We start from the raw sequence: 25,928 nt of genomic DNA, 5'->3' as shown, positions 1-25,928 counted from the left end.
CGCCCCCTCACAGGGCCCCGGTCAAGGGCCCCGGCCCCTCAGGGGCAGAGGCGCTCCACCCGCCAGCCGCCGCCGTCGGCGACGTAGCGCAGCCGGTCGTGCAGCCGGTTCTCCCGGCCCTGCCAGAACTCCACCGTCTCCGGGACCACCCGGTAGCCGCCCCAGAACGGCGGCACCGGCACGCCCTCGCCCTCCGGGTAGCGGGCCTCCAGATCGGCGTACCGGCGCTCCAGGACCTCCCGGCCGGCCACCGGGCTGGACTGCTCGCTGGCCCAGGCGCCGAGCTGGGAGCCGTGCGGCCGGGTCCGGAAGTAGGCGGCGGTCTCGTCCCGGCCGACCTTCTCCACCCGGCCGCCGACGATCACCTGGCGGGCCAGCGTGATCCACGGGAAGAGCAGCGAGGCGTACGGGTTGGCGGCGAGGTCCGTGCCCTTGCGCGAGCCGTAGTTGGTGTAGAAGACGAAGCCGCGCCGGTCGAAGCCCTTGAGCAGGACGGTGCGCGAGCCGGGGCGCCCGGCGGCGTCGGCGGTGGACAGCACCATCGCGTTGGGCTCGTCCACCCCGGCGTCGGCCGCGTCGTGGAACCAGTCGGTGAACTGGGTGAGCGGGTCGGCGGCGATCCGGTCCTCGAGCAGGCCGTCGTGCTGGTACTGCCGGCGCATCGCGGCCAGGTCCGGACCGGACCGGGTCTCGGTGCACTTGGTCAGGGCTGTCGGGTGGCGTTCCGCGGTAGGCACCCCAACATCATCCCGTACGACAAGCGTCGGGTACCGCTACGTCTGTGCAAACCCGGGTGGGAGATAAGGTGTCTCGCCACCGCTCCACCGCCCGCCGCACGGGATGATTGTCCGGGAATGTCCGGCGATCCCCGGATTGTCCGCCGATGACGTCGGACCCGCGAGACCGGGTCGGCGCGGCCCGTGGGGGAAACATCACCGTGGTGGTGTATGGCGCAATGCACTGGGTGCCTGACAGTCTGACACCGAGTGCCAACCACCATCGGTCACCGGCGCGCCGCACCACCATGGCGACGCGCCGTATCGGATCACTGAAGGAGCCGTCTGATGTCCGATTTCGTACCCGGGCTCGAAGGGGTAGTCGCCTTCGAGAGCGAGATCGCCGAACCCGACCGTGAAGGCGGCGCCCTGCGCTACCGCGGTGTGGACATCGAGGACCTCGTGGGTCACGTCTCCTTCGGGCACGTGTGGGGTCTGCTGGTCGACGGGAAGTTCGCTCCCGGTCTGCCGGCCGCCGAGCCGTTCCCGATCCCGGTCCACTCCGGCGACATCCGGGTGGACGTGCAGTCCGCCCTCGCGATGCTCGCCCCGGTCTGGGGCCTCAAGCCGCTGCTCGACATCTCCGCCGAGCAGGCCCGCGACGACCTCGCCCGGGCCGCCGTGATGGCGCTGTCGTACGTGGCCCAGTCGGCCCGCGGCCAGGGCCGGCCGATGGTCCCGCAGAGCGAGATCGACAAGGCCGAGACCATCGTCGAGCGGTTCATGATCCGCTGGCGGGGCGAGCCCGACCCCAAGCACGTCAAGGCCGTCGACGCGTACTGGACCTCGGCCGCCGAGCACGGCATGAACGCCTCCACCTTCACCGCCCGCGTCATCGCCTCCACCGGCGCCGACGTGGCGGCCGCGCTCTCCGGCGCGGTCGGCGCGATGTCGGGCCCGCTGCACGGCGGCGCCCCGTCCCGGGTGCTCGGCATGATCGAGGAGATCGAGCGCACCGGCGACGCGGCCGGCTACGTGAAGAAGGCCCTCGACAAGGGCGAGCGCCTGATGGGCTTCGGCCACCGCGTCTACCGCGCCGAGGACCCCCGCGCCCGGGTGCTTCGCCGCACCGCCAAGGAGCTCGGCGCCCCGCGCTACGAGATCGCCGAGGCGCTGGAGAAGGCCGCGCTGGAGGAGCTGCACAACCGCCGCCCCGACCGCGTGCTCGCCACCAACGTGGAGTTCTGGGCCGCGATCATGCTGGACTTCGCCGAGGTCCCGGCGCACATGTTCACCTCGATGTTCACCTGCGCCCGGACGGCCGGCTGGTCCGCCCACATCCTGGAGCAGAAGCGCACCGGCCGCCTGGTGCGCCCGGCCGCCCGCTACATCGGCCCCGCCTCGCGCGGCCCGCAGGAGGTCGAGGGCTGGGACGCGCTGACGTCCTGAGTCCGCGGCCCACCGGGCCGTCGACCCGCTGAAGCCTCGTCACCCGATCGAGCGGGCCTGGAATCACCCTCCGGGCCCGCTCGAACACGCAGGACGACATCTCAGCGTGCGGACGAAGGCCACACAGGCGTTGCGCGGAGCAGTAGGCTGCCGCTGTGGCTCAGATCCAGATCCCCGCTGACATCAAGCCCGCCGACGGCCGTTTCGGCTGTGGCCCCTCCAAGGTCCGCCCGGAGGCGCTGAGCGCCCTCGCGGCCACCGGTACCTCTCTGCTGGGCACCTCGCACCGGCAGGCCCCGGTCAAGAACGTGGTCAAGCGCGTCCGTGAGGGCGTCGCCGACCTGTTCTCGCTGCCCGAGGGCTACCAGGTGGTACTGGGCAACGGCGGCTCCACCGCGTTCTGGGACATCGCGGCCTTCGGGCTCGTGCGCGAGAAGTCCCAGCACCTCAACTTCGGCGAGTTCTCCTCCAAGTTCGCCTCCTCGGTGAAGGCCGCCCCCTGGCTGGGCGACCCCTCGGTGATCAAGTCCGAGCCGGGCACCCACCCGCTGCCGGTCGCCGAGGCCGGGGTGGACGTCTACGCGCTCACCCACAACGAGACCTCGACCGGTGTGGCGATGCCGATCCGCCGCCCGGCCGGCGCCGACGAGGGCTCCCTGGTCCTGGTCGACGCCACCTCCGGCGCCGGCGGCCTGCCCGTCGACCTCACCGAGACCGACGTCTACTACTTCGCCCCGCAGAAGTCCTTCGCCTCCGAGGGCGGCCTGTGGCTGGCGACCTTCTCCCCGGCCGCCCTGGAGCGCGCCGCCGAGATCGCCGCCTCCGGCCGGTACATCCCGCCGTTCTTCGACCTGCCGACCGCGATCGACAACTCCTCGAAGGACCAGACGTACAACACCCCGTCGATCTCCACCCTCTTCCTGCTCGCCGAGCAGCTGGAGTGGCTGAACGGCAACGGCGGCCTGGACTGGGCGGTGGCGCGCACCGCGGAGTCCTCCTCGATCCTCTACACCTGGGCCGAGAAGTCCTCCTTCGCGCAGCCGTTCGTGGCCAAGGCCGAGGAGCGCTCGCAGGTGGTCGGCACCATCGACTTCGACGACTCCGTCGACGCGGCCGCCGTCGCCAAGGTGCTGCGCGCCAACGGCATCGTGGACACCGAGCCTTACCGCAAGCTCGGCCGCAACCAGCTGCGGATCGCGATGTTCCCGGCCGTCGACCCGGCGGACGTCCAGGCCCTCACCGCCTGCATCGACCACGTGGTCGGGCAGCTCTGACCCACCTCCGGCCCCGGCCGGACAGCGCGAGGGCCGCCACCCGGAACACGGGTGGCGGCCCTCGCCGCGTCGGGGGTGCGGCGGCTAGCGTCCGGCCAGCGAGCTGACCAGCACGACGGCCAGCAGCAGTACCAGGGCGCCGGTCACGATCCGCATACGAGTCTTGGGGTCCACGGTCATCGAGGTTACCCGGTGGCCCGCGCCGCCCGGGCCCGACCCCGCTCCGGGCCGTACGGACCGGCTGGCCGGGGCTGCGGGTCCTGCGCGGGGACCGGCCGCAGCTGCTCCTCCCCGCGGTACTGCTGGGCCCGGAAGACGGACGGCGCCACCCCCACCCGCCGGGTGAACAGCCGGGTGAAGTACGCCGGGTCCGCGTAGCCGACCCGGCGGGCCACCGCCGCCACCGGCAGCCCGCCGGCCGCCAGCAGCTCCTTGGCCTGGTTCAGCCGGACGGTCAGCAGGTACTCCTTCGGCCCGGCCGCGCCGACCGCCCGCACCGCCCGGCGCAGCTCCGCCACCGTCATCCGGGCCCGGCGGGCGTGGTCGGCCACCGACAGCGGCAGGCAGGCGTCCCGGCGCAGCGCCTCCAGGACCGGCGCGCCCTGCGGGTCCAGGCCGGCCCGGTGCCGGTGCAGCTCCACCAGCAGCTCGTGCACCCCGGCGGCGGCCTCCGCCCCGGCCGGCGGGCCGTCGCGGCGGCAGGCCGCGGCGATCTTGGCCAGCACCCGCTGGGCGGGCTCGGCGGCGTCCAGCTGCACCACCGCGGCGTCGGGCAGCAGACCCAGCTCGGCGTAGGCCGCGGTGGCCGGCCCGGTGAAGTCCACGAACGACTCGGACCAGCCGCTCTCGTCCGGCGCGTAGTGGTGCGCGACGCCGGGGCGCAGCCACAGCACCGCGGGCCCGGTCACCGGCCGGCGGGTGCCGTCCGGCTCCTCGAACCAGCCGCGGCCGCGGGTCACCACCACCGCCACCCAGTGGTCCAGGGTGCGGGGCCCGACCGTGGGCAGCCGGCCGCGCTGCATGCCGACGCCCAGGCAGGCCAGCCCGGTGCGCAGCTGGGCCGGGCCCGGGGTGAGGTACTGCCACCAGCGTTCCACCTGTCGTCCCTCCCTCACCGGAGTGCCCGGGTGCGTCCGACAATCCAACACGCCGCCGGGCTTTGTCCATGGTCCCGGCCGGGTCGTTGCCGCAGGCTGGGGGCATGCTCACCTACGACTCCACCGGCTTCCTCCTCGACGGGCGCCCGCTGCGGATCCTCTCCGGGGCGGTGCACTACTTCCGCACCCGGCCCGAGCAGTGGCCCGCCCGGCTGGCCGCGCTGCGCGCGATGGGTCTGAACACCGTCGAGACCTACGTCCCGTGGAACCTGCACGAGCCGGCCGAGGGCCGCTTCGAGCGGCTGCCGGAGCTGGCCGCCTTCCTGGACGAGGCGGCCCGGCAGGGGCTGTGGGCGATCGTCCGGCCCGGTCCGTACATCTGCGCGGAGTGGGACAACGGCGGGCTGCCGGCCTGGCTGACGGCCCGGGTGGGCCGCCGGGCCAGGACCGCCGACCCGGGCTACCTGGCCGCCGTCGACGCCTTCTTCGACGTGCTGCTGCCGGCCGTGGTGGAGCGCCAGGCGGACCGGGGCGGCAACGTGCTGCTGGTCCAGGTGGAGAACGAGTACGGCTCCTTCGGCAGCGACCGCGGCTACCTGCGGCACCTGGCGGACGGGCTGCTGCGCCGGGGCGTCACGGTGCCGCTGTTCACCTCGGACGGACCGGAGGACCACATGCTGGCCGCCGGGACGCTCCCCGGAGTGCTGGCCACCGTCAACTTCGGCTCCGAGCCGGAGGCCGGTTTCGAGGCGCTGCGCCGTCACCGGCCCGAGGACCCGCTGTTCTGCATGGAGTACTGGAACGGCTGGTTCGACCACTGGGACAAGCCGCACCACACCCGGGACGCCGCCGACGCGGCCGACACGCTGCGCCGGATCCTGGCGGCCGGCGGCTCGGTCAACCTCTACATGGCGCACGGCGGGACCAACTTCGGCACCACCGCCGGGGCCAACCACCAGGACGCGCCGTTCAACTCGACCGAGTGGACCCGCTCGCCGTTCCAGCCGGTGACCACCTCCTACGACTACGACGCGCCGCTGGACGAGCGGGGTGCGCCGACCGAGAAGTACCGGCTGTTCCAGGCGGTACTGGCCGAGTTCGCCGCCGAGCACCCGGACCAGGCACGCTTCCTGGACGACCGGACGCCCGCCTTCCCCGAGCTCCCGCCGGTGCTGGCACCGGGCCGGGTGCCGCTGACCGGGTTCGCCGCGCTGCCGTTCGGACCGGCCGTGCCGGACCCGGTGCCGCCGACCCTGGAGGAGCTGGGCCTGGAGCAGGGCCTGGTCCGCTACACCTTCCGGGTACCGGACGCGGGGTCGGCCGCCGGGCTGCGCGTCGAGGGGCTGCGGGACCGGGCGACGCTGCGGGTGGACGGCAAGCGGGTGGCGGAGCTGTACCGGGGCGTCGCGGCGGAGCCGGTGCAGGTGGCGGGCGGCAGCGAGGTGGAGCTGCTGGTGGAGTCGCTGGGCCGGGTCAACTACGGCCCGCAGCTGGGCGAGACCAAGGGCATCACGGGCGGGGTCCGCTTCGAGCGGCAGTACCTGCACGGCTGCCGGGCCGAGCCGCTGGCCCTGGAGCCGCTGCCGGCGGCGGAGTTCGGCCCCGGCGAGCCCGGCTCGGAGGTGCTCGCCCGGGGCGCCCTGACCCTGGAGACCACCGGGGACGCCTTCCTCGCCGTCCCCGGCGGCCTGCACGGGTACCTGTGGGTGAACGGCTTCCTGCTCGGCCGGTACGACGCGGGCGGCCCGCAGGTCACGCTCTTCTGTCCGCAGCCGCTGCTGCGCGAGGGCGCCAACGAGCTGGTGGTGCTGGAGCTCGGCGACGCCGCCCCGGCGGCGGTGGAGCTGCGCACGGCGCCCGAGCTGGGGTGACACCCCGGGGGAGCGCCGCGGCGCCGCTCAGCCGGCCTCCCAGCGGGCCAGCGGCCAGCTGGACAGGCTCCGGTAGCGGGAGGGCCCGAAGCCGGTCTCGCTGAGCATCAGGTGCAGCTCGGCGGCCTCCCACTCGGCGCCCCGGAACTCCTCCAGCGCGCCGGCCATCGCGTGCAGGTCGCCCACCGCCGAGCGCCGTTCGGCCCGCCGCTGCCCGTGCGAGGAGCCGGCCCGGGCCAGCGTGAGGTGCGGGTGGAAGCCGTGCTGGTCCGACTCGATCCCGAGCTCGGGCAGCACGGCGCGCACGCCCTCGGCCAGCCGCCGCAGCGCCCACACCTCGCCCGCCACCCCGGCCCACAGCACCCGGTCGCCGAAGGTGCCGCCGCCGGCCAGCCGGAGCCGGTGCGCGCCGTGCTCCTCGGCGACCCGGGCGAGCAGCGGCTCCAGCCGGGGCACCTCGGCGGCCGGCACCTCGCCCAGGAAGGCGAGCGTGAGGTGCCAGCCGGCCACCTCGCTCCAGCGCAGCCGGTCGGCGCCCGGCAGCTCGTGCAACGGTGCGGCCGCGTCCACCAGTTCCTGGAGCGCCGCCGCCGGCGGGTTGACCGCCACGAAGAGTCTCATGGCGCCATCCTGCCGTCCGGGCACGGCGCTCTCCTGCCGATTTCCCGGCGCGCGGCCGGCCGTGGCGGTTAGAACTGTCCCATGAACATCAGAACCGGAGGACCCGAGGACACCGCCGACACCCTCGCCCTGCTCGACTCCGCCGTCGCCTGGCTGGTCTCGCTCGGCCGCACCGGCCAGTGGGGCGAGCAGCCGTGGACCAGCCATCCGACCGCCGTCGAACGCACCGAGCGGTACGCGCGCGACTACCTGCTGCGGGTCGCCGAGGACACCGAGGGCCGGACGGTCGGGGTCTGCGTGCTGGCCGAGGAGATCCCCTCGTACGCCACCCCGGTGGACCGACCCGAGCTGTACGTCCGGCTGCTGGTGACCGACCGGAGCCGCAAGGGCACCGGCGTCGGCGCCGCGCTGATCGCCGACGCGGTCGAGGAGACCCGGCGCCGCGGCCTCGGCCTGCTGCGGGTGGACTGCTACGCCGGGGACGACCGCCGGCTGGTCGCCCAGTACGAGCGGCTCGGCTTCACCGCCACGGACGCCTTCGAGGTCGAGCAGAGCAGCGGGCCGTGGCCGGGCCAGATCCTGGAGATCAGGGTCTGACGGCCGGGAGACGGCCGGGCCCCCGCCGGTCGGACGGGGGCCCGGCCGGAGCTCAACTCGCGGTGGCCAGCTGGTCCCTGGACACCGAGCGGGGCACGAAGGCCACCACCCGGCTGCCCCGGTGCAGGTCGACCCGCACCTTCAGGTCCGCGGCCCGGGCCAGCACCAGGCCGACCACGGCCGCCGCCAGCGCGGAGACCGCGCCGCAGGCGAGCAGGCCGAGCCGCGGCCCGTAGGCGGAGGTGACCCAGCCGACCAGCGGTGCGCCGATCGGGGTGCCGCCGGTGAAGACCAGCACCAGCAGGCCCATCACCCGGCCGCGCATCGCGGGGTCGGTGGCCAGCTGCAGGGCCGAGTTGACCGCGGTGTTGAAGGTCAGCCCGAACACGCCGATCAGGGTCAGCAGGGCGGCGAAGGTCCAGTACCCGGGCGCGAACGCGGCAGCCACCTCCAGCACGCCGAACGCCAGCGCGGCCGCCACCAGCCTGCGCAGCCGCGGCGAGCCGCGGCGGGCCGCCAGCAGCGCGCCGACCAGCGAACCGACCGCCATCGCGGTGTTCAGCAGCCCGTACTCGCCGGGGCCGACCTTGAAGGTGCCGTAGGCGAAGCCGGACAGCAGGGTCGGGAAGTTGAACCCGAAGGTCCCGATGAACCCGGCCAGCACCATCGGCCAGAGCAGCTCGGGCCGCTCGCGCACGTAGCGCAGCCCCTCGCGCAGCTGGCCCTTCTCACGGGCGATCGGCGCGGTCGGCCGCAGTTCGGCCGTGCGCATCGCGAGCAGTCCGCCGATCACGGCGGCGAAGGACAGCGCGTTGACCGCGAACGCCCAGCCGCTGCCCACGGCGGCGATCAGCAGACCGGCGACGGCCGGGCCGACCAGGCGCGCGCACTGGAAGTTGGCGGCGTTCAGGCTGACCGCGTTGGCCAGGTCCCGGGGTCCGACCATCTCGCTGACGAAGGCCTGCCGGGTCGGGTTGTCGACCACGGTGACCAGGCCGAGCAGCAGCGCGAACAGGTAGACCCAGTACTCGGTCACGGCGCCGGTGACGGTCATCACCGCGAGGCCGGCGGCCAGCAGGCCCATCACGCCCTGGGTCAGGATCAGCAGCCGCCGCTTGGGCAGCCGGTCGGCGAGCACGCCGCCCCACAGGCCCAGCAGCAGCATCGGGAGGAACTGCATCGCGGTGGTCACACCGACCGCGAACGGGCTGCCGGTGAGGCTCAGCACCAGCCAGTCCTGGGCGATCCGCTGCATCCAGGTCCCCGAGTTGGAGACGATCTGGCCGGCGAAGAAGTAGCGGTAGTTACGGACCCGCAGCGAGGAGAACATCCCGCCGGGCCGGGTGAAGCGGGCCCCCGTGGGGCCGTCGGTGGTACGGGTGGTGCTGTCCCCCGCGGGGGCGGACGCGGCGGTGGAGGCCGCCGCGGTGCGTTCGCAGGGGTCGTCGTCGCCGGTGCCCGGCAGGCCCACGGGGGCGGGCGCCTGGCTCTCGGCGGTGGCGGCGGTGGCCGTCACGGGGTCGGTGGCTCGGTGGTGGGTACGACTGGCGGCGCTGGCTGCGGCCGGCGGTGTCACGTGGTGCTCCCCTCGGTGCGCGGCGGCGGGCAGGTGCGCCGCCGCGCTACTGGTCTTCCTGATCGGTCCTGCGGTGATGCGGTACTCCTTCGTGTTGCCGTGCCTGATGTCGTCCGGTGCCGTCCCGGGCCCGCGGGCCCGGAGCGGGCAGCTCAGAGGTGGGCGAGCTTGTAGAGCACGGGCGCCGCCGCACGCAGCTGCGCCCACTCCTCCTCGGTCAGCCCGCCGGCCAGTTCGGCCAGCCAGGCGTTGCGCCGCCGACGGCTCTCGGCGAGCATCGCCTCGGCCTCCTCGGTACTGCTGACGACCACCTGGCGGCGGTCGTCCGGGTGCGGTTCGCGCCGCACCAGTCCCTTCTCCTCCAGCATCGCGATGATCCTGGTCATGGACGGCGGCTGGACGTGCTCCTTCCTGGCGAGCTCGCCAGGGGTGGCGCTGCCGCACCGGCCGAGGGTGCCCAGCACCCCGATCTCGGTGGGACTCAACGACTCCTCGACCCGCTGGTTTCTCAGCCGGCGGGCAAGGCGCATCGCGGACGAACGCAGCTGGCTGATCGCCGCCAGGTCGTCCTCGGACATCTCGGGCATGTCCTTAGACTATGTCATTACCCTCGCTAAGGAAAATCCGTTTCCCACCCGCCCCAGCCGGCGCGCCGGCCGGTCGGCACGCCCGCGCCGCGGCATCGCCCATCCCTCCCCCGGAACGGCCCGGATGCGGCATGATTATCGAACACCTGATCGATCAGCTAGGGAGAACGCGCCATGCCCGGATTCGCCGACCTCGCCATGGTCAACATCGACTGCGCCGACCCGGTCGAACTCGCCGAGTTCTACGGCGCCCTGCTCGGCTGGGAGCTCGCCCACAGCCAGCCCGAGTACACGATGCTCGCCAACCCGGCCCGGGGCGGCGCCCCGATCGGCTTCGGCCGGGTCGACGGCCACCGCCCGGCCGCGTGGCCGGACCCGGACGGCAGCAAGCAGTTCCACCTGGACTTCTACGTCGACGACGTGGAGCAGGCCGTCGCCCGCGCCCAGGAACTCGGCGCCGTCCGGCCGGACCACCAGCCGAGCGAGAGCTGGACCGTCATGCTGGACCCGGCCGGCCATCCGTTCTGCCTCTGCCGCCGCTGAGCCCCGCCGCGCCGGTCCCCGGTGCCCCGCCCGCCCGGGGCACCGGTCCGCGCAGGTGCTCCGGCGTCCCGGCCCCGCGGGTGCGGTGCACGAACGCCCGCCGCAGCGCGTGGTACGGCTCGCCCGGCTCGAAGAAGGCTCGCCGCATCCGGTCCAGCTCGTGCGCCCGGTACGCCGCCAGCGGACGCTCCCGCTCCTGCGCCGCCCGCCGCTGCTTCTTCGCCAGCAGCCGCTCGGTGAGCTCCGGCGAGGCGGCGAGCGCCGCCGCCTCGCGTTCGACCCAGGCCCGGAACCCCGCGGTGGTGTCGTCCCGCACCCGGTCGACCAGCCCCAGCCGGGCCGCCTCGGGTGCGCCGAGCGGCAGCGCGTCCCCGGTCAGCCGCCGGGCCTGCTCCTCGCCGACCCGGCGGGGCAGCGTGCAGGTCCAGTACTCGGAGCCGTACAGGCCCATCAGCCGGTAGTGCGGATTGAGCACCGCCGAGGCCCGGCACCACACCTCGTCGGCGGCGATGGCGAGCATCAGGCCGCCGGCCGCCGCGTTGCCGGCCAGCACCGAGACGGTCGGCTTCTCGGTGGTCAGCACCGCCTCGACCAGGTCGTCCATCGCGTTGATGTTCCGCCAGGACTCCTCACCGGGATCCGCGGCGGCCTCGATCACGTTCAGGTGGATGCCGTTGGAGAAGAAGTCCCGGACCGGTCCGAGCACCAGGACGGCGGTCGGCCGCTCGCAGGCCGCCCGGTGGGCCGCCAGCAGCCGCTCGCACTGCCCGGTGCTCATCGCCCCGCCGGGGAAGGCGAATTCGAGGTACCCGACGTCGTCCTTCTCCCGGTAGCGCAGCTCGGACCAGGTGTCCCGGCAGGCCGCCGCGGCCGGGGTCACCGGCACCTCGGGCACCCCCGCCAGCGCTTCGCCCAGCACCAGGGCCGCGGGCAGCTTGTACGTCACCGGGCCGCCCGGTGCCCGCCGCGGGCGCAGCTGCGGGATCCACACCGCGCCGTCGGCGGTGGCCCGGCACACCGCGCCGTCCCTGGTCGCCAGGACTGCGCCCGGCTCGCCGCGCAGCCGGTCCTCCCGGTGGCCGCCGTGCAGGTAGTACTCGCGGCCGAACAGGGTGTCCAGCACGCCGGGTTGCGAGTCCGCGGCGCGCAGCCTGCGCAGCACCGCGTCGGTGCCGTCCACCGCCCAGTCGATCCGCCGGAACTCCTGCGCGTGGTACGGACGCATCGGCCCCCTCGCGCCCGGAGCGGGGACGAAGCTGCCGCCGGCCCAGCGTTCGACCGCCAGCGCGACGGCCCCGGACGCCGCGTCGGCGACCTCGGTGCGGTACAACTCGCTCTTGCCGCACGGCCGTACGGTGAACGGGACGGTGGCCCAGACCGGGCCGCCGTCCAGCTCGGCGGTGGCCCGGAGCACGGTGACGCCCCACTCGGCGGCGCCGTCGGCGATCGCCCAGTCCAGCGAGGAGGGCCCGCGGTCGCCGGGCGGCCCGGGGTGGACGATCAGCACCGGGTGGCGGCGCCAGACGTCCTCGGGCACCGCGCAGGTCAGCATCGGCGCCACCAGCAGGTCGGGGGCGAAGCGCTCGACGGCCGCCGACGGCGGTTCCCCGCCGGGCATCAGCTCCACGGCGACGGTGTGGCCCCGCTCGCGCAGGTCGCAGTGGATGCGCTGGGTCAGGCTGTTGAACGCGCTGGCGAGGAGCAGGATGCGCACGGCGCCCTCCGGCGGCACGGCGGCCGGACCGGGCGCGCCCGGCGCCGGAGCGGACCGGACCCCGCCGGAGGTACCCGGCCGTGACGGGTCGTCACGAACTCCGGCCCGGGGTGGCCGGAACAGGACCGTAGCGCGTCACTGGCCGATCAACTGGAAGGCGAGCCGCCCGAACCTCACCTGGTCCCCCGCCCGGACGAGCACCGCGCCGGCCACCCGCAGGCCGTTGACGTACGTGCCGTTGCTGGACCCCAGGTCCTGCAGCACCCAGCCCTGCGGCTCCAGCCGAAGTTCGGCGTGGACCCGGGACACCGAGGCGTCCCCGAGCCGCAGGTCGGAGCCGGTCTGCCGGCCGATCCGCAGCACACCGGCGCCCGGTCCCGGCAGGCACAGCCCCGGCAGCTGCTCGGTCTCCCAGCTGCGCCGCAGCCGGACCTTGAACGCCGACACCCCGGCGACCGCGCGCAGCAGCGCCCTGGACACCCGGCCGTAGGTTCGCAGATCGGCCACCACGGTGGCCAGTTCGGCCCGGCTCTTGGCGGTGAGCACCAGCTCCATCCGGCGGATGAAGGTGTCGTGGGAGAGCTGCCCGCTGCCGACCCCCTCCCGCAGCACGTCCAGCGCCCGGTCGCGGTCGGCCTGCGACGGCCGGGCCACCTGGGTGCGGAACTCGAGAGAGGTCATGGACAGATTGTCGGCGCGCCGACCTGGCCCTGTCCAGATTCCGTCCCGGCGGCTACCGCGGGTACGGACCGCGCCGGAGCCCGTCCGGGGTGAGCACCCCGAGCAGGTACCCGTCGTCGTCGACCACCGGCCACACCTGCAGCGACCTCACCTCCATCGCCACGGCGGCCAGCCCGATCCCCAACTCCGGCCAGGCGTACGGCCCGATGTCATGGGCGACCTCCCGGACCGGGACGGTCCGCGCGGACCGGGCGACCGCGAGGAAGGGCGCGAGCTGGGCCCTGGTCACCACGCCCGAGCAGCGGCCGTCGTGGTCACGCAGCACCAGGTACGGGACGTGCGCCCCGCGCAGGATCTCGCCGACCCGGTCGACGGCCGTGTCGTCGGCGATCTGGAACTCGGGGTCGGTCATCGCGTCGCGGACGGTGGCAGCCGGGCTGCCGGGTACCGGCGGAGCGGTCAGGGTGGTCAGGGTGGTCATGAGGCACCGAACCTGCCCCCGGGCCGGCCGTACACCTGCCCGGCGTTGTCACTCACCCAGAACGCCCCGGAGATGGGTGACCGGATGGCGAAGTGCCCTGGACACCGTCAACGGTACTCCGCGGGTGCACGCACGCGGAGTACCGTTGGGAGCTACCAAGGACGTATCCCCTCCGGCGACCACGCCGGTGTCACCCTGGTCGGACAGTCGGCCCGCGCGCGGGCCGGGACGGGCGGCACCCGTGTTGCCGAAGCAGCCCCCGACGTTCCCGATGCTCCTCCCCCGCCTGGCCCTGGAGACCACGCTCTCCCGGGACGGCATGTTCGACGGCGCCTGGTGGCCCCGCACCCTGCACATCGAGGACGAACTGCCGGACCTGATCACGGCCCTGTCCGCGCACTACGGCCACATCCTGAGGGTCGGTCTGGACACCTCGGCCTGGGACACCGTCCCCCGCTCGGTCCAGGTCCACGGCCTGGAGGTCCGGATCGCCCGTTTCTCCGCCAGCGGCGACACCATGAGCCTCACCCGCGGGCTGCAGGACCAGTTCGTCCTGCTGGTCGTCCCCCCGGACACCGACCCGCTGCTGGCCGCCACCGCCATGTCCCGCGCCGCCGGCTCCGGCAACCGCGCCACGGCCGCCGAGCTGCTGGCCCCGGGCCGACCGGCCTGACCGGCGGGCCCGCGACGCGGCGGGCCCGCCCCCGGCAGGCGGGGGCGGGCCCGTACCGTGCGGCCGGGCGGCCGGGCGGTCAGTCCAGGCCGAGGGCCGGGAGCATGTAGTAGAAGGCGAAGACCGCCGCGACCACGTACATCGCGACCGGGACGCTGCGCCAGCGGCCGGCGGCGGCCCGCAGGATGCAGAAGGTGATGAAGCCGATGCCGATTCCGTTGGTGATGGAGTACGAGAAGGGCATCATCACCATGGTCAGGAAGGCCGGGACGGCGATCGTGTAGTCCGTCCAGTCGATCTCCGTGATGGAGTTGGCCAGGATCAGGAAGCCGACCGTGACCAGCGCCGGGGTGGCCGCCTGGGCGGGGACCATGGTGGCGAGCGGGGTGAGGAAGAGCGCGACCAGGAAGAGCGCGCCCGTGACGATCGAGGCGAAGCCGGTGCGGGCGCCCTCGCCGACGCCGGCCGTGGACTCGACGAAGCAGGTGTTGGCGGAGGAGGAGGTGACGCCGCCGGCCGCGGTGGCGATACCGTCGACCATCAGGATCCGGTTGATGCCGGGCAGGTCGCCCTTCTCGTCCAGCAGGTGGGCCTCGTCGGCGACGCCGAGGATGGTGCCCATCGCGTCGAAGAAGCACGACATCAGCACGGTGAAGACGAACAGCACCCCGGTCAGCGCACCGACGTGGGAGAAGCCGCCGAGCAGGCTGACCTGGCCGACCAGGCCGAAGTCGGGCGCGGCCACCGGGTTGCCGGGCCAGGCCGGGACGGTGAGGCCCCAGGCGGCGCCGGGCAGGTCGGCGAGCTGCTGGATGACCACCGCGACGCCGGTCATCACGACGATGCTGATCAGGATCGCGCCGGGCACCTTGCGGATCAGCAGGACGAGGGTGAGCAGCAGCCCGAGCACGAAGACCAGGACCGGCCAGCCCAGCAGGTGGCCGTTGCTGCCGAGCTGCAGCGGGACGGTGGTGTGGGCGGCGTCCGGGATGCGGCTGACGAAGCCGGAGTCGACCAGGCCGACCAGGCAGATGAACAGGCCGATGCCGATGGCGATGGCCTTGCGCAGCCCGAGCGGTACGGCGTTCATGACCCGTTCGCGCAGCCCGGTGGCGACCAGGATCATGATCGCGAAGCCGGCCAGGACGACCATGCCCATGGCGTCGGGCCAGGTCATCCGGGGGGCGAGCTGCAGCGCCACGATGGTGTTGACGCCGAGGCCGGCGGCCAGGCCGATCGGGACGTTGCCGATCACGCCCATCAGCAGGGTGGTGAGTCCGGCGGTGAGCGCGGTCGCGGTGACCAGCTGGGCGCTGTCCAGGTGGGTCCCGTTCATGTCCACGGCGTTGGCCAGGATGATCGGGTTCAGCACCAGGATGTAGGCCATGGTGAAGAAGGTGGCGACGCCGCCGCGGATCTCGCGCGACAGGCTGGAGCCACGGTCGGAGATCTTGAAGAAACGGTCGAGGGGGCCGGTCTGGTGGTGCGGCGCCTTCGGGGCGGGCGTGGCGTCCGACGCTTCGGTCGAGTCGGCCAGCGGAGGCATTCGGGTGTCCTCGTCGGGTGGGGGCGGAGGAGGAGGGGGCACCCGAGCGACGTCGGCCGGGTGGGCCGGGGGCCTTGGCGCTCGCGCCTGGAAGGCGACCCGCCGGGAGCCGACCCGGAGTCCCAAGTATGAGTTCCCGGATCGTGCACGCGCCATCTTCGCGCGTAGAAGAGACCCCTTACGGTCGCACCCGGTCGCCACGGCACCCCCCGCCTCTGCCGTGCCCCCACGCCTCACCCGTACGCTAGGGCGCATGCCGAAGACCCCGCTGCACCCCTCCCCTCCGCCGCTGGAGGCCAACGACGTCGCGATCGTCGGCGGCGGCACGGTGTTGTGGTTCCTCGGCTTCGTGGTGCTGCTGCCGTTCCAGGGCACGCTCTCCGACCACGGCCACGGCTCGTGGCCCTGGATCTGCCTGTCCGGCGGCCTGCTGGGCCTGATCGGCCTCTGGTACTGCATCTCGCGGCGCAACGCCATCCGGCGCAGCCGCGCGGCGGCCGAGGGGACGGAAGGGGCCGGCCCGGCCGGGACGAGCGCGGCCGCCCCCGGGGACAACCACGGCTGAGCCGGGCCGCCACCCGGTTGGCCCGAATCGCCCCACAGTGGGGCGCAACGGGCAAATCACCCCCCTAGAGTCGGTGCCATGACGCACCCCGGGGAAGACCACTCCGATGCCGGGTCCGACCCCGGGTCCGCTGCCGGGAGCGCCTCACCGGCCGCCCGGTCGGCCGCGATGGCCACGCCCGGCGCGGACCTGCCCGACCCCGACGGCCCCGGCCTGCCGGACTCCCCGGCGTCCGGTCCGCAGGCGTCCGGTCCGCAGCTGCCCGGCGCGCACGCGACCGGGCCGCGGCCGGCCCGGGCCCCGGGGCTGACGGAGGCCGAGGTCGCCGAGCGGGTGGCCCGCGGCCAGGTGAACGACGTCCCGGTCCGCTCCAGCCGCTCCACCCGGGAGATCGTCCGGGCCAATATCTTCACCCGGTTCAACGCGATCATCGGCGTGATGTTCGGGATCATCCTGGTGGTCGGACCGATCCAGGACGGCCTGTTCGGCCTGGTCATCGTCGCCAACACGGCGATCGGCATCGTCCAGGAGCTGCGCGCCAAGAAGACCCTGGACAGCCTGGCGCTGATCGGCGAGGCCAAGCCGCAGGTCCGGCGCGACGGCGCCGCCCGGACGGTGCCGACCTCCGGGATCGTGATCGACGACACCGTGCTGCTCGGCATCGGCGACAAGGTGGTGGTGGACGGCCGGGTGGCCGAGGCGGACGGTCTGGAGATCGACGAGTCGCTGCTCACCGGCGAGCCCGACCCGGTGCTCAAGCACCCCGGCGACGAGGTGATGTCCGGCAGCTTCGTGGTGGCCGGCGCGGGCGCGTTCACCGCCACCAAGGTCGGGCGCGAGGCGTACGCGGCGCAGCTGGCCGAGGAGGCCAGCCGGTTCACGCTGGTCCGCTCCGAGCTGCGCAGCGGGATCAACGACATCCTGCGGTTCATCACCTACCTGCTGATCCCGACCGCGATCGGGCTGGTCGTCAGCCAGCTGGCGGTGGAGGGCAACGACTGGCGGGAGGCGGTGCGCCGGATGGTGGCGGGGATCGTCCCGATGGTGCCGGAAGGGCTGGTGCTGCTGACCTCGGTGGCGTTCGCGATCGGGGTGATCCGGCTCGGCCGCCGGCAGTGCCTGGTCCAGGAGCTGCCGGCGATCGAGGGGCTGGCCCGGGTGGACACGGTCTGCCTGGACAAGACCGGCACGCTGACCGAGGGCGGGATGGACGTGATCGAGCTGCGGGCGCTGCGCCGGGCGGACGGGGAGCCGGGCGAGGAGCCGGCGGTGCTGCAGCAGGCGCTGGGCGCGATGGGCGGGGCCGACTCCCGGCCGAACCCCAGCATGCAGGCGGTGATCGACGCGTACGGCCCGCCCGGGGACGGCGGCTGGCGGGTGCTGGAGGCGATGCCGTTCTCCTCGGCCCGCAAGTGGAGCGGGGTGCAGCTGCTGGAACCGCAGGGGACCGAGGCGAGCTGGCTGCTGGGCGCGCCGGACGTCCTGCTGCCGGCCGGGGACCCGGTGCTGGCCGAGGTGGACGAGCTGGGCGCCAAGGGCCTGCGGGTGCTGCTGCTGGGCCGCACCCCGTCCGCGCTGGACGGACCGGATCCGGCGGCCGCCCTGGAACCGCTGGCGCTGCTGGTGCTGCAGCAGCGGCTGCGCGACGACGCGGCGGACACCCTGCGCTACTTCGAGGGCCAGCAGGTGCGGGCGAAGGTGATCTCCGGTGACAGCGCCGTCTCGGTGGGCGCGGTGGCCGCGCACCTGAGCCTGCCCGGCGCCGAGCACCCGGTGGACGCCCGGACCCTGCCCGCGGGGCAGGAGGAGCTGGCCGAGGTCGCCGAGCGGACCTCGGTGTTCGGGCGGGTGACACCGCAGCAGAAGCGGGAGCTGGTCGGGGCGATGCAGTCGCGCGGCCACACCGTGGCGATGACCGGTGACGGTGTCAACGACGTGCTGGCGCTGAAGGACGCCGACATCGGGGTGGCGATGGGCACCGGCTCCGACGCGACCCGGGCGGTGGCGCAGATCGTGCTGCTGGACGACCGGTTCGCCACGCTGCCGTCGGTGGTGGCGGAGGGCCGCCGGGTGATCGGCAACATCGAGCGGGTGGCCACCCTGTTCCTGGTCAAGACGGTGTACTCGGTGCTGCTGGCGCTGCTGGTGGTGTTCACCAACGTGCCGTACCCGTTCCTGCCGCGGCACTCGACGGTGCTCTCCACGCTGACCATCGGGGTGCCCGCGTTCTTCCTGGCGCTGGCGCCGAACAACGAGCGGGCCAGGACCGGCTTCGTGCGGCGGGTGCTGCGCCTGGCGGTGCCGGGCGGGGTGATCGCGGGTACCGCGACCTTCACGGCGTACATGCTGGCGCGGGCCGACCACACGAGTGATCTGAAGGCGGACACCAGTGTGGCGACGCTGACGCTGTTCCTGGTGGCGATGTGGGTGCTGGCGATCGTGGCGCGCCCGTACACCTGGTGGCGGTTGCTGCTGATCGGGGTGATGGGCGGGGCGTTCGCCCTCGTAATGGTGGTGCCGTGGCTCTCGGACTTCTTCCAGCTGTCCCTGGAAGGGACGCGTGACGCCTGGATCGGGGTAGGTATCGCGGTGGTGGCGGGCCTGCTGCTGGAAGTGGTCTGGCGGGTGGTGGTCCGCCGGACGGACGCCTGAACGGGGGCCGGGGTGGCACGCAGGGGCGGGGAGTTGGAGGCGTTCATCGCCTTCGGGGCGGGCGGGACGGCCGCACTGGCGCTCTGGCTCGCCCTGCGCGGCGCGGCCCGGCTGGCCGGCCTGCCGCACCGCGGGGTGCTGCTCGTGCTGTCGGCCGCCGGGGCCGGGTGCGCGGTACTGGTGTACCGCGCACTGCGGGCCCCGGAGGCCGCGAGGCAGGCCAGGGACCTGTCCTCGCTACGGCAGTTGAAGGAGCGTCAGGATTCGAAGTCGCGGGCGGCCAGCAGCTCGTAGGCCCGGTCGGGCTCGGTGAGCGCGGCGAGGACCTCGAACCGGCGGTGCCACTGGCCGACCGACCAGGCGAGGCCCGCCGCCAGGCCCTCGGGGGTGGCGGCATGCAGCAGCCCGGGGACCGGCGGCACGTCGAACTCGTCGTCCTCGTCGGCCGCTTCGGCGTCCTCGGGGTCGTAGGGCAGCTCGGGCGCCGGGGCCGCGGTGTCCCAGCGCCAGTGCACGGCGGCCTCCTCGCCGTCCGGGCCGACCACCAGCAGCTCCTCGTGCTCCTCGTACCCGGCGGGGCAGCCGGGCAGCAGCTCGCGGACGACCGCGGGCACCCGGTGCAGGGTGCCCTCGGAGAGCACCCGGCCGCCGGCCACCTCGCTGGCCAGCGAGACGTGCAGCCGCTCGGCGAGGTCGGCGGCATACGCGGGGTCGACCGGCAGGACCGGGTGGCCGTGCAGGAGTTCGACCAGGTCGGGGGCGTCGCCGACGACCGCATCGGCGGCGTCCACGATCACCGTGGCGTCCCCGCGCCGGCCGGTCTCCTCGTCCAGCGCGGTGAGCGCCCGGACCACGTCCAGCGCCTCCACCTGCTCGGCCGGCAGCTGGGCCAGCGCGGTGTAGATGCCGTGCAGCTGGCGGTGGGTGACCTGGGAGGCGGGGTCGGTGAGGCGGTCGAGCAGCTCGTCCGGGCCGTGCGGCTCGGCGAGCAGCGCGGCCAGCGTGGTGCGCACCCCGAGGGCGTGCAGGAACTGCTCGTCCAGGGTGGTGCGCGCCTCGTCGTACAGGCCGCGCAGCAGCGGGTCGGCGCCGGCCGCGCGCAGGCCGGCCGGCTCGCGGCCGTCCAGTACCGGGTGGTCGCGCAGCCACCAGGCGGTGTACGGCGGCAGGTCGGTGTAGCTGCCGTCGGGCAGCAGGGTGCGGACCGGGTTGACCACGGCCTCGCGGTAGGGCGGGCGGGCCAGCAGGGCGAGCGCCTCGGGCCAGGCGGCGTCGTCGACCAGGTCGAGGTCGCGGACGGCGAGCAGCTCGGCGGCGACCGGTGGCACACCGAGACCGGCGTCGTCGGAGTGCAGGGCCTCCAGCACGTCCTCGCACCACTCGGCGAGCCCGTCCGGGGCCTCGTCCAGCAGACCGGTCGGGCGGCCGCCGGCGGCGTGGCCGGCGGGGGCGGTCGGGTCCAGGCGCTCCAGGTCGTCGGGGTCGAGCACGACGTCCTCGGCGCGCACCAGCGCGAAGGTGGCGAGCACCCCGGCGGCGGCCAGCACCTCGGGGCCCCAGCGCTCCAGCAGGTCGTCGTCCACGTAGCCGGCGTCGTCCTCGCGGGCGAGGGCGGCGAGCGGGCTGTCGGGGAGGATCAGCTCGCCGGCCCGGGTCAGCTCGCCCTCGTCGTCGGGCAGCGCGAGCCGGGCCAGCCAGGGGTGGCCGCCGGGGGTCGTGTCGGCGGCCTTGACCAGGGCGAGCACGGCGTCGGCGAGGTCGACCGCGGCGTCGAAGTCGTCCTCGCCGACCTCCATCGAGCGGGCCACCGCGGCCCGGACCTCGGGGGTGTCCAGGACGCCCGCGGGGGTGGCGGTGGCGGCGCCGAGCCTGGCCAGCAGCGGGTGGGCCGCGTCCGGGTGGGCGAGGCGGAGGTCGAGCAGTTCCAGCGCCTCGGCGAGCGCCTCGGGGTAGCCCTCGTACCCGGCCCACTCGGCGGGGTCGGAGGGCAGCAGCACCCGGCGCGGACCGGTGACGGTCCGGCCGTCGGCCAGCGGGACGGGGAGCGCGCCGAGCGACTCCGGGTCGGCGCCGCCGAGCGCCGCGTACAGGTTGCGCCACCAGGCGGGCTCGCGGTCCAGGCCGCCGAGCTGGTCGACCACCTCGGCCAGCGGCACCCGGCGCACGGCGAGGGCGCGCAGCTCGCTGCGGCGCTCCAGCCCGGCCGGCAGCAGGCCGGGGAAGATCGGGGCGAGCGCCTCGACCACCAGGTGGTCGGCACCCTCCAGCAGGGTGGCGTCGCGCGGGCGCAGCGCCGCGGTGCCCTCCTCGACGGCGCCGGGGTGCGGCAGGAACGGGGTGGCGGGCAGCCGCTGCAGGATCGCGGTGCGCAGCGCGTTGTCCAGGGCGCCCTGGCCGAGCGGGCCGGGGACCAGGCCGAGCGAGCCGAGGTCGGCGCCGCGGCCGCGCAGCAGGTCGGCGTAGGCGTCGGCGGCGCGTTCGGTGAGGAAGTCGGTGAGCGGCCCGGGGGCGACGTGGCGGCGGGTGGAGTCCAGCGGGTACCCGGCGATCAGCAGCGCGGGGACGCCGAGCGGCTCGTCGCTGGGGGTCGGGGCGTGCACCACGGGGGTGGTGCGGGGCGGCTGCGGGGTGCCGTCGGCGGTGACCGGCACGGCCCAGGTCACCGACCAGTACGGGCGGGCGCGCTCCTCGGTGGTGCGGTCGGCGAGCAGCGCGGGGTCGAGGCCGCCGGAGCGGGCGACCAGCTGCCAGCGGGCCTGCCGGTCGCCGTCGGTGATGGTGACCTCGGTCAGGCCGTCCGGCCGTGCGGTGGCGGCGGAGCGGGTCAGGGTGCGCACGCCGTCCGGGGTCTCGACCACGATCTCGGCGAGGCCGGGCAGGGTGAGCAGCAGGGCGTCGTCGATCTCGGCGAGCAGCCGGCGGGTGAGGTCCTCGGCGGCGGCGTCGCGCAGCGGCAGCACCACCACGGTGTCGTAGCCGTCGGGGGCGGCGCCCTCGGCGGGCAGCGGCAGGCGCAGCAGCGGGACGTGGCCCTCGCGGCGGCGCAGTTCCCCGGCCAGTTCGGGGCGGGCGTCGGCGAGCGCGTGCGCCTCGGTGAGCGACCAGCGGACACCGCCGTGGGCGCCGAGCACGGCGGGTTCGTCGCTGACGGCGAGGACGGCGGAGAAGCCGACGCCGAACCGTCCGACCGCGTCCTGGCCGTCGGCGCGCTTGGCGGAGGCGCGCAGGGTGGACAGCGACTCGACGGCGGTGGCGTCCAGCGGGGCGCCGGTGTTGGCGGCGGCGAGCACGCCCTCGTGCAGGGTCAGCCGGAAGCGGCCGGGGCCGTGGCCGGCGCGGGCGGCGGCGTCGGCGGCGTTCTGGGCGAGTTCGACGACCAGCCGGTCGCGGTAGCCGCCGAGGGCCAGTTCCTCCTCCGCGTTGGCGTCCTCGCGGAACCGGGCGGGCGCGGCCGCCCAGGCGTCCAGGACCCGCCGTCGCAGTCCGGCCGTGTCGAACACGTCCGCCGCCTGTCCGTCCGTACCACTGCCGATGATCCGAGACTCCACCGCGACCTGCCGCCTTCCGCCGAGCTGCCGTGCGTACGGACGCATTCTTCCCTGCCGGACCGTCACCGCGGACCACGGGTGGTCGTGCCGCGGCGGACGGTCGCCGGGGTGGGGCGGGCCGTGGGGCGGGCCGGGCGGGACCGTGGCGGAACCGGTGGTGGAGCGGGGTGCGCCCGGCCGGCACCCGAGCCGGTCCACCGGCAGACCCCGCCGGAGCGGGGCCTGTTCGGCCGACCGGCCGGCCCCGGGGGCCGGTCCTGCGCTCAGGAGTGGCCGAGCTCCTCGGCGGGGGCGTCGGGCTCGACCGAGCCGCCGGTGCGGTCCGGGCGCAGCTGCAGCGGCTCGACGACGGTCTCGTCCAGGATCAGCTCGGAGGGGACCGGCGGGGCGGGCAGCACGGCGGCCTCGGAGTGCGCTCCGCAGCCGTACCCGAGGGAGACGACCTGGCCGTCGGCCGGGCCGAACTCGTTGCCGCAGACGCCGAACGCCTGGCCGAGCGAGCCGCCGATCGGGACCAGGAAGCCGCAGCTGGTGCAGGACGCCGGGGCCGCCTGGGCCATCGGCGTCTGCGGGCCGAACGCGGACTCCCAGCGGTCGGCGGCCAGGTGCAGGCCGAGCCGGGACAGCACCCGGGGGCGGGCCAGGCCCAGCTCCTCGGCGATGGCGCCGATCCGGGCCCGGGCGGGGGCGGGCTGGACGTCGGCGTCGGCCACCACCACGTCCTCCTCGGCGGCCAGGGCCACCACGGAGTTGGGGGCGGGCTCGTCCTCGCCGGTCCAGCCGGGCTCCAGGCGCAGGTCGTCGGCGCCGGTCGGCAGCAGGTCGCCGGGGCCGAGGTCGCCGGGGCGCAGCCGCTCGCTCCACGGCACCCACTCGGGGGCCAGCACGGCGTCCTGGCCGGGCAGCAGGACGGTCTCGTCGAGGGTGACGTTCTTGGCCCGTGGCGCCCGCGCCACGGTCACGGCCCAGTGCCAGCCGCGGTAGGCGGCGTCCAGGCACTCGAAGGTGTGGGTGACGACACGGTCGCCGTCCGCCTGCACCCCGAGGTGGGCGCCCACGCTCTCGGGGCCGACCGCCTCCTCGGCGGCCTGACGGGCGATTTCGACGGCCTCGGCACAGAGCCGGTCCGGGGTACGGCTTCGCATCGCAGCGCTCACGGCGTCGATTCTCTCCCAGTCCTGTCGTTCCTGCGGTCGATATCCGGCTCACCGCCCCGCCCGAGCGGTGCCCGCAGTGCTGCCGGCGGGCATCGGTCCGCCGGATCACGGTGTCCATTCTGCTCGAACCGGGTAGACCGCCGGGACGGGCCGCGCCGCCCTGGCCCTCCCCTGCTCACGGCCCGGCACGCGCCGTAGTGCAGGCTACCCGTCGGTCGGCCGCGGAGCACAGCCCGGGGCACCGGCGCGGCCCGGGCGGGGCACCGGACACCGTCCGGTCGGCGACTCGCCATCCGTACGCAAGGCCCAATCACTCGTAGGCCGGGCCGTTCTCGGGCAGGATGACGGTGTGACGGACGAGACCCCGTCGCAGCACGGGCCGCACTCCCCGCAGGGCGAGGACCACGCGGAGGCGGACACCATGCCGCGGCAGCCGACGGTCCCGCCGGCCGGCGCGGCGCAGCCGCCGCCCGGGCCGGAGGACGGGTCGGCGCAGCCCGCGCGCGGCGGGAACGCCCTGACCCGGGGCGCGTCGGCGGCGGGTGCCAGGACCGGCCGGGTGGTGCACGGCACCGGTCGGCGGATCCGCCGGGCGACGTCCGCGGAGGGCGCGGGCGAGTCGGGGCTGGCCAAGCTGATCGAGCTGCACGCGCTGAACTCGTTCGGCGACATGCTGATCACCATCGCGCTGGCGTCCACCATCTTCTTCTCGGTGCCGACCGGTGAGGCGCGCGGGCGGGTCGCGCTCTACCTGCTGATCACGATGGCGCCGTTCGCCTTGCTGGCGCCGGTGATCGGCCCGCTGCTGGACCGGCTGCCGCACGGCCGCCGCTCCGCGATGGCGATGTCGATGCTGGCGCGGGCGGTGCTGGCCTGGACGATGGCCGGCACGATCAGCACCGGCGGGCTGGCGCTGTACCCGGAGGCACTGGGGGTGCTGGTCGCCTCGAAGGCGTACGGCGTGGTGCGCAGCGTGGTGGTGCCGCGGCTGCTGCCGCCGCAGTTGTCGCTGGTGAAGGCGAACTCGCGGGTGACGCTGGCGGGGCTGCTGGCGACCATGGTGGCGGCCGGGGTCGGCGGGGCGCTGCACCTGATCGGGCCGGGGTGGCCGCTGCGCGGGGCGTTCCTGGTGTTCGTGATCGGCACCCTGATGGCCTTCCACCTGCCGCACAAGGTGGACTCCGCCAAGGGCGAGCAGCGGGCGGTGCTGCACTCCGAGGAGCACGGTCCAGCGCCGGCCAAGGGTGTGCTGCGGGCGGTCGGGCCGTCGGTGATCCTGGCGCTGCGCGGGGTGTCGGCGCTGCGCTGGCTGGTGGGTTTCCTGGTGATGTTCCTGGCGTTCCTGATCCGCAACGACCCGCCGGGCGGGCTGCCGGAGACCGCGACCCTGGGCGTGGTGGCGGCAGCGGCCGGGGTGGGCAACGCGCTGGGTTCGGTGTTCGGGTCCTGGCTGCGCACCCGCGGCTCCGAGGTGATCATCACCGGGGTGCTGCTGCTGGCGACGGCGGCCACCACCTGCGCGGCGCTCTGGTACGGGCTGCTGACCATGGCGCTGGTGGCGGCGACGGCAGGCATGTCGGCCTCGCTGGGGAAGCTGGCGCTGGACGCGCTGATCCAGCGGGACGTCCCGGAGGCGGTGCGGACCTCGGCGTTCGCCCGCTCGGAGACGCTGCTGCAGCTGTCCTGGGTGCTGGGCGGGGTGATCGGCATCTCGCTGCCGCTGAACGCGGTGCTCGGGCTGTCGCTGGCCGCGGGGGTGACCTGTCTGGCGCTGGTGCTGACCATCTGGTCGCTGACCAGGGTCGGCCTGCGCGGGCCCGCGGCCCGCCCGCGGGTGGCCTGAGCCGGGTGCGCGGCGGGTGCGGATCGGCCGCCCGTGGGGCGGGCGCCGCGACTCGGGCACCCGGGCGCACCGTGATCGCGAAAGCCCGGTAGCCTCTTGCCCATGAGCCTCAGCACCCGTGTCATCGCCGCCGTCGGCGCCGTCGTCGTGATCGGCGCCGGCACGGTCGGCGGGTCCATCGCGTACGCCAACAGCGAGGGCAAGCCCCCGAAGCGCGAGGCGACCCTCGTGGTCGGCACCTCCTCGGTCCGCAGCGCCCCGCTCTGCTACAACAACGGCAAGCCGCTGGACCAGGACCAGATCGAGAAGTGCCAGGCGGACGGCCGGAAGGCCGGCCAGGACAAGAAGCTGACCTCCTCGGACGTGCGCGCCAGCGACCGGATCGGCGTCGGCGTCGACACCGACACCGCCGACCGCGGCTGGTTCGCCTTCACCGACGGCGGCCAGCAGGGCCAGGCCCCGATCGCGCAGGAGGTCAAGGGTTCGACCTTCTCCGGGTCGGTGCTCGCCTCCACCCTGCTGAGCACCACCGGCACCACCACGGTCACCGTGGTCGAGGCCGACCAGAAGACCAACGACATCTACGGCGTCTGGTACTTCACCCTGAACACCAAGGACTGACCGGTCCCGCGATGAGCGTGCGCGGCACCGACGAGCAGCCCGGCCCCTCGCAGGCCGGGCTGCTCGTCGTGGTCGCGGTGCCCGCCGAGGCCGAGGCGGTGCTGCGCGGGCTGCCG

22 protein-coding genes are annotated in these 25,928 nt (G+C 74.8%); 11 read left to right on the top strand and 11 right to left on the bottom strand.

What is annotated here, in order from left to right:
- Positions 1-38 precede the first annotated feature (38 nt).
- Positions 39-662 carry a pyridoxamine 5'-phosphate oxidase gene (gene pdxH, locus AB0D08_RS09385; RefSeq protein ID WP_149037886.1) on the bottom strand — a complete coding sequence of 208 codons (624 nt, stop codon included), beginning with the start codon at positions 660-662 and terminating at the stop codon, positions 39-41.
- Positions 663-1,064: 402 nt separating this feature from the next.
- Between pdxH and AB0D08_RS09380 the strand changes: the two genes are divergently transcribed.
- On the top strand, positions 1,065-2,165 hold the full coding sequence (locus AB0D08_RS09380; RefSeq protein ID WP_033817859.1) for a citrate synthase 2: 1,101 nt from the start codon (positions 1,065-1,067) through the stop codon (positions 2,163-2,165).
- A gap of 155 nt (positions 2,166-2,320) precedes the next feature.
- Positions 2,321-3,439: a phosphoserine transaminase gene (gene serC / locus AB0D08_RS09375; RefSeq protein WP_033817860.1), complete on the top strand. Its 1,119-nt coding sequence runs from the start codon at positions 2,321-2,323 to the stop codon at positions 3,437-3,439.
- A 185-nt stretch (positions 3,440-3,624) separates the two neighbouring features.
- Here serC and AB0D08_RS09370 read toward each other — a convergent pair whose 3' ends face one another.
- Positions 3,625-4,536 (bottom strand): AraC family transcriptional regulator, encoded by a 912-nt coding sequence (locus AB0D08_RS09370; protein WP_063794259.1) that lies wholly within the window; start codon positions 4,534-4,536, stop codon positions 3,625-3,627.
- A gap of 104 nt (positions 4,537-4,640) precedes the next feature.
- Here AB0D08_RS09370 and AB0D08_RS09365 point away from each other — a divergent pair, with 104 nt between their 5' ends.
- A complete protein-coding gene (locus AB0D08_RS09365; RefSeq protein ID WP_359887270.1) occupies positions 4,641-6,407 on the top strand; it encodes a beta-galactosidase family protein in 1,767 nt (588 codons plus the stop codon).
- Between the two features lie 27 nt (positions 6,408-6,434).
- Here the strand turns inward: AB0D08_RS09365 and thpR are convergent, their stop codons facing one another.
- A complete protein-coding gene (gene thpR, locus AB0D08_RS09360; RefSeq protein ID WP_033817862.1) occupies positions 6,435-7,028 on the bottom strand; it encodes an RNA 2',3'-cyclic phosphodiesterase in 594 nt (197 codons plus the stop codon).
- Positions 7,029-7,109: 81 nt separating this feature from the next.
- On the opposite strand from thpR, the gene AB0D08_RS09355 reads away from it, so the two are divergent.
- Positions 7,110-7,625 carry a GNAT family N-acetyltransferase gene (locus AB0D08_RS09355; protein WP_082526168.1) on the top strand — a complete coding sequence of 172 codons (516 nt, stop codon included), beginning with the start codon at positions 7,110-7,112 and terminating at the stop codon, positions 7,623-7,625.
- A gap of 52 nt (positions 7,626-7,677) precedes the next feature.
- Here the strand turns inward: AB0D08_RS09355 and AB0D08_RS09350 are convergent, their stop codons facing one another.
- Both AB0D08_RS09350 and AB0D08_RS09345 read right to left on the bottom strand, forming a co-directional pair.
- The gene (locus AB0D08_RS09350) at positions 7,678-8,955 is read right to left on the bottom strand and encodes an MFS transporter (protein WP_033817870.1); all 1,278 of its coding nucleotides are present in this window, start codon (positions 8,953-8,955) and stop codon (positions 7,678-7,680) included.
- A 398-nt stretch (positions 8,956-9,353) separates the two neighbouring features.
- Positions 9,354-9,788, bottom strand: a complete 435-nt coding sequence (locus tag AB0D08_RS09345) for a MarR family transcriptional regulator (RefSeq protein WP_033817863.1) — start codon at positions 9,786-9,788, stop codon at positions 9,354-9,356.
- Between the two features lie 174 nt (positions 9,789-9,962).
- On the opposite strand from AB0D08_RS09345, the gene AB0D08_RS09340 reads away from it, so the two are divergent.
- On the top strand, positions 9,963-10,331 hold the full coding sequence (locus AB0D08_RS09340) for a VOC family protein (protein ID WP_359887267.1): 369 nt from the start codon (positions 9,963-9,965) through the stop codon (positions 10,329-10,331).
- Here AB0D08_RS09340 and AB0D08_RS09335 read toward each other — a convergent pair.
- From AB0D08_RS09335 to AB0D08_RS09325, 3 genes are all read right to left on the bottom strand, one after another.
- Positions 10,285-12,045 carry a hydrogenase maturation protein gene (locus AB0D08_RS09335; protein ID WP_051811569.1) on the bottom strand — a complete coding sequence of 587 codons (1,761 nt, stop codon included), beginning with the start codon at positions 12,043-12,045 and terminating at the stop codon, positions 10,285-10,287. The genes AB0D08_RS09340 and AB0D08_RS09335 overlap by 47 nt on opposite strands.
- A gap of 135 nt (positions 12,046-12,180) precedes the next feature.
- The gene (locus tag AB0D08_RS09330) at positions 12,181-12,726 is read right to left on the bottom strand and encodes a DUF1707 and FHA domain-containing protein (RefSeq protein WP_033817865.1); all 546 of its coding nucleotides are present in this window, start codon (positions 12,724-12,726) and stop codon (positions 12,181-12,183) included.
- 52 nt (positions 12,727-12,778) lie between these two features.
- The gene (locus AB0D08_RS09325; protein WP_033817866.1) at positions 12,779-13,207 is read right to left on the bottom strand and encodes a CBS domain-containing protein; all 429 of its coding nucleotides are present in this window, start codon (positions 13,205-13,207) and stop codon (positions 12,779-12,781) included.
- 271 nt (positions 13,208-13,478) lie between these two features.
- On the opposite strand from AB0D08_RS09325, the gene AB0D08_RS09320 reads away from it, so the two are divergent.
- The gene (locus AB0D08_RS09320; RefSeq protein ID WP_051811571.1) at positions 13,479-13,880 is read left to right on the top strand and encodes a DUF5994 family protein; all 402 of its coding nucleotides are present in this window, start codon (positions 13,479-13,481) and stop codon (positions 13,878-13,880) included.
- Between the two features lie 79 nt (positions 13,881-13,959).
- On the opposite strand, the gene AB0D08_RS09315 is transcribed toward AB0D08_RS09320, so the two are convergent.
- Positions 13,960-15,426, bottom strand: coding sequence for an NCS2 family permease (locus tag AB0D08_RS09315; protein ID WP_359887262.1), 1,467 nt, complete (start codon positions 15,424-15,426; stop codon positions 13,960-13,962).
- Between the two features lie 253 nt (positions 15,427-15,679).
- Here AB0D08_RS09315 and AB0D08_RS09310 point away from each other — a divergent pair, with 253 nt between their 5' ends.
- The 3 genes from AB0D08_RS09310 to AB0D08_RS09300 all read left to right on the top strand — a co-directional run bounded on the left by AB0D08_RS09310 (position 15,680) and on the right by AB0D08_RS09300 (position 18,937).
- The gene (locus tag AB0D08_RS09310) at positions 15,680-15,991 is read left to right on the top strand and encodes a DUF2530 domain-containing protein (protein ID WP_359887259.1); all 312 of its coding nucleotides are present in this window, start codon (positions 15,680-15,682) and stop codon (positions 15,989-15,991) included.
- 78 nt (positions 15,992-16,069) lie between these two features.
- Positions 16,070-18,643 carry an HAD-IC family P-type ATPase gene (locus tag AB0D08_RS09305; protein WP_359887256.1) on the top strand — a complete coding sequence of 858 codons (2,574 nt, stop codon included), beginning with the start codon at positions 16,070-16,072 and terminating at the stop codon, positions 18,641-18,643.
- A 12-nt stretch (positions 18,644-18,655) separates the two neighbouring features.
- On the top strand, positions 18,656-18,937 hold the full coding sequence (locus AB0D08_RS09300; protein ID WP_033820444.1) for a hypothetical protein: 282 nt from the start codon (positions 18,656-18,658) through the stop codon (positions 18,935-18,937).
- On the opposite strand, the gene AB0D08_RS09295 is transcribed toward AB0D08_RS09300, so the two are convergent.
- On the bottom strand, positions 18,901-22,191 hold the full coding sequence (locus tag AB0D08_RS09295) for a molecular chaperone Hsp90 (protein ID WP_359887253.1): 3,291 nt from the start codon (positions 22,189-22,191) through the stop codon (positions 18,901-18,903). The two genes, AB0D08_RS09300 and AB0D08_RS09295, sit on opposite strands and share 37 nt — an antisense overlap.
- A 263-nt stretch (positions 22,192-22,454) precedes the next feature.
- Positions 22,455-23,336 (bottom strand): DUF3027 domain-containing protein, encoded by an 882-nt coding sequence (locus AB0D08_RS09290; protein WP_033820443.1) that lies wholly within the window; start codon positions 23,334-23,336, stop codon positions 22,455-22,457.
- Between the two features lie 361 nt (positions 23,337-23,697).
- Between AB0D08_RS09290 and AB0D08_RS09285 the strand changes: the two genes are divergently transcribed.
- The gene (locus tag AB0D08_RS09285; RefSeq protein ID WP_233289026.1) at positions 23,698-25,191 is read left to right on the top strand and encodes an MFS transporter; all 1,494 of its coding nucleotides are present in this window, start codon (positions 23,698-23,700) and stop codon (positions 25,189-25,191) included.
- A 102-nt stretch (positions 25,192-25,293) separates the two neighbouring features.
- Positions 25,294-25,812, top strand: a complete 519-nt coding sequence (locus AB0D08_RS09280; RefSeq protein ID WP_051812398.1) for a hypothetical protein — start codon at positions 25,294-25,296, stop codon at positions 25,810-25,812.
- The last annotated feature ends 116 nt before the right edge of the window (positions 25,813-25,928 follow it).

The organism is Kitasatospora sp. NPDC048540, from assembly GCF_040651175.1.
In the GTDB taxonomy this organism is placed as follows: domain Bacteria; phylum Actinomycetota; class Actinomycetes; order Streptomycetales; family Streptomycetaceae; genus Kitasatospora.
The sequence above is the reverse complement of the archived record's forward strand: the minus strand, read 5'-3'. Positions and strand labels throughout refer to the sequence as shown.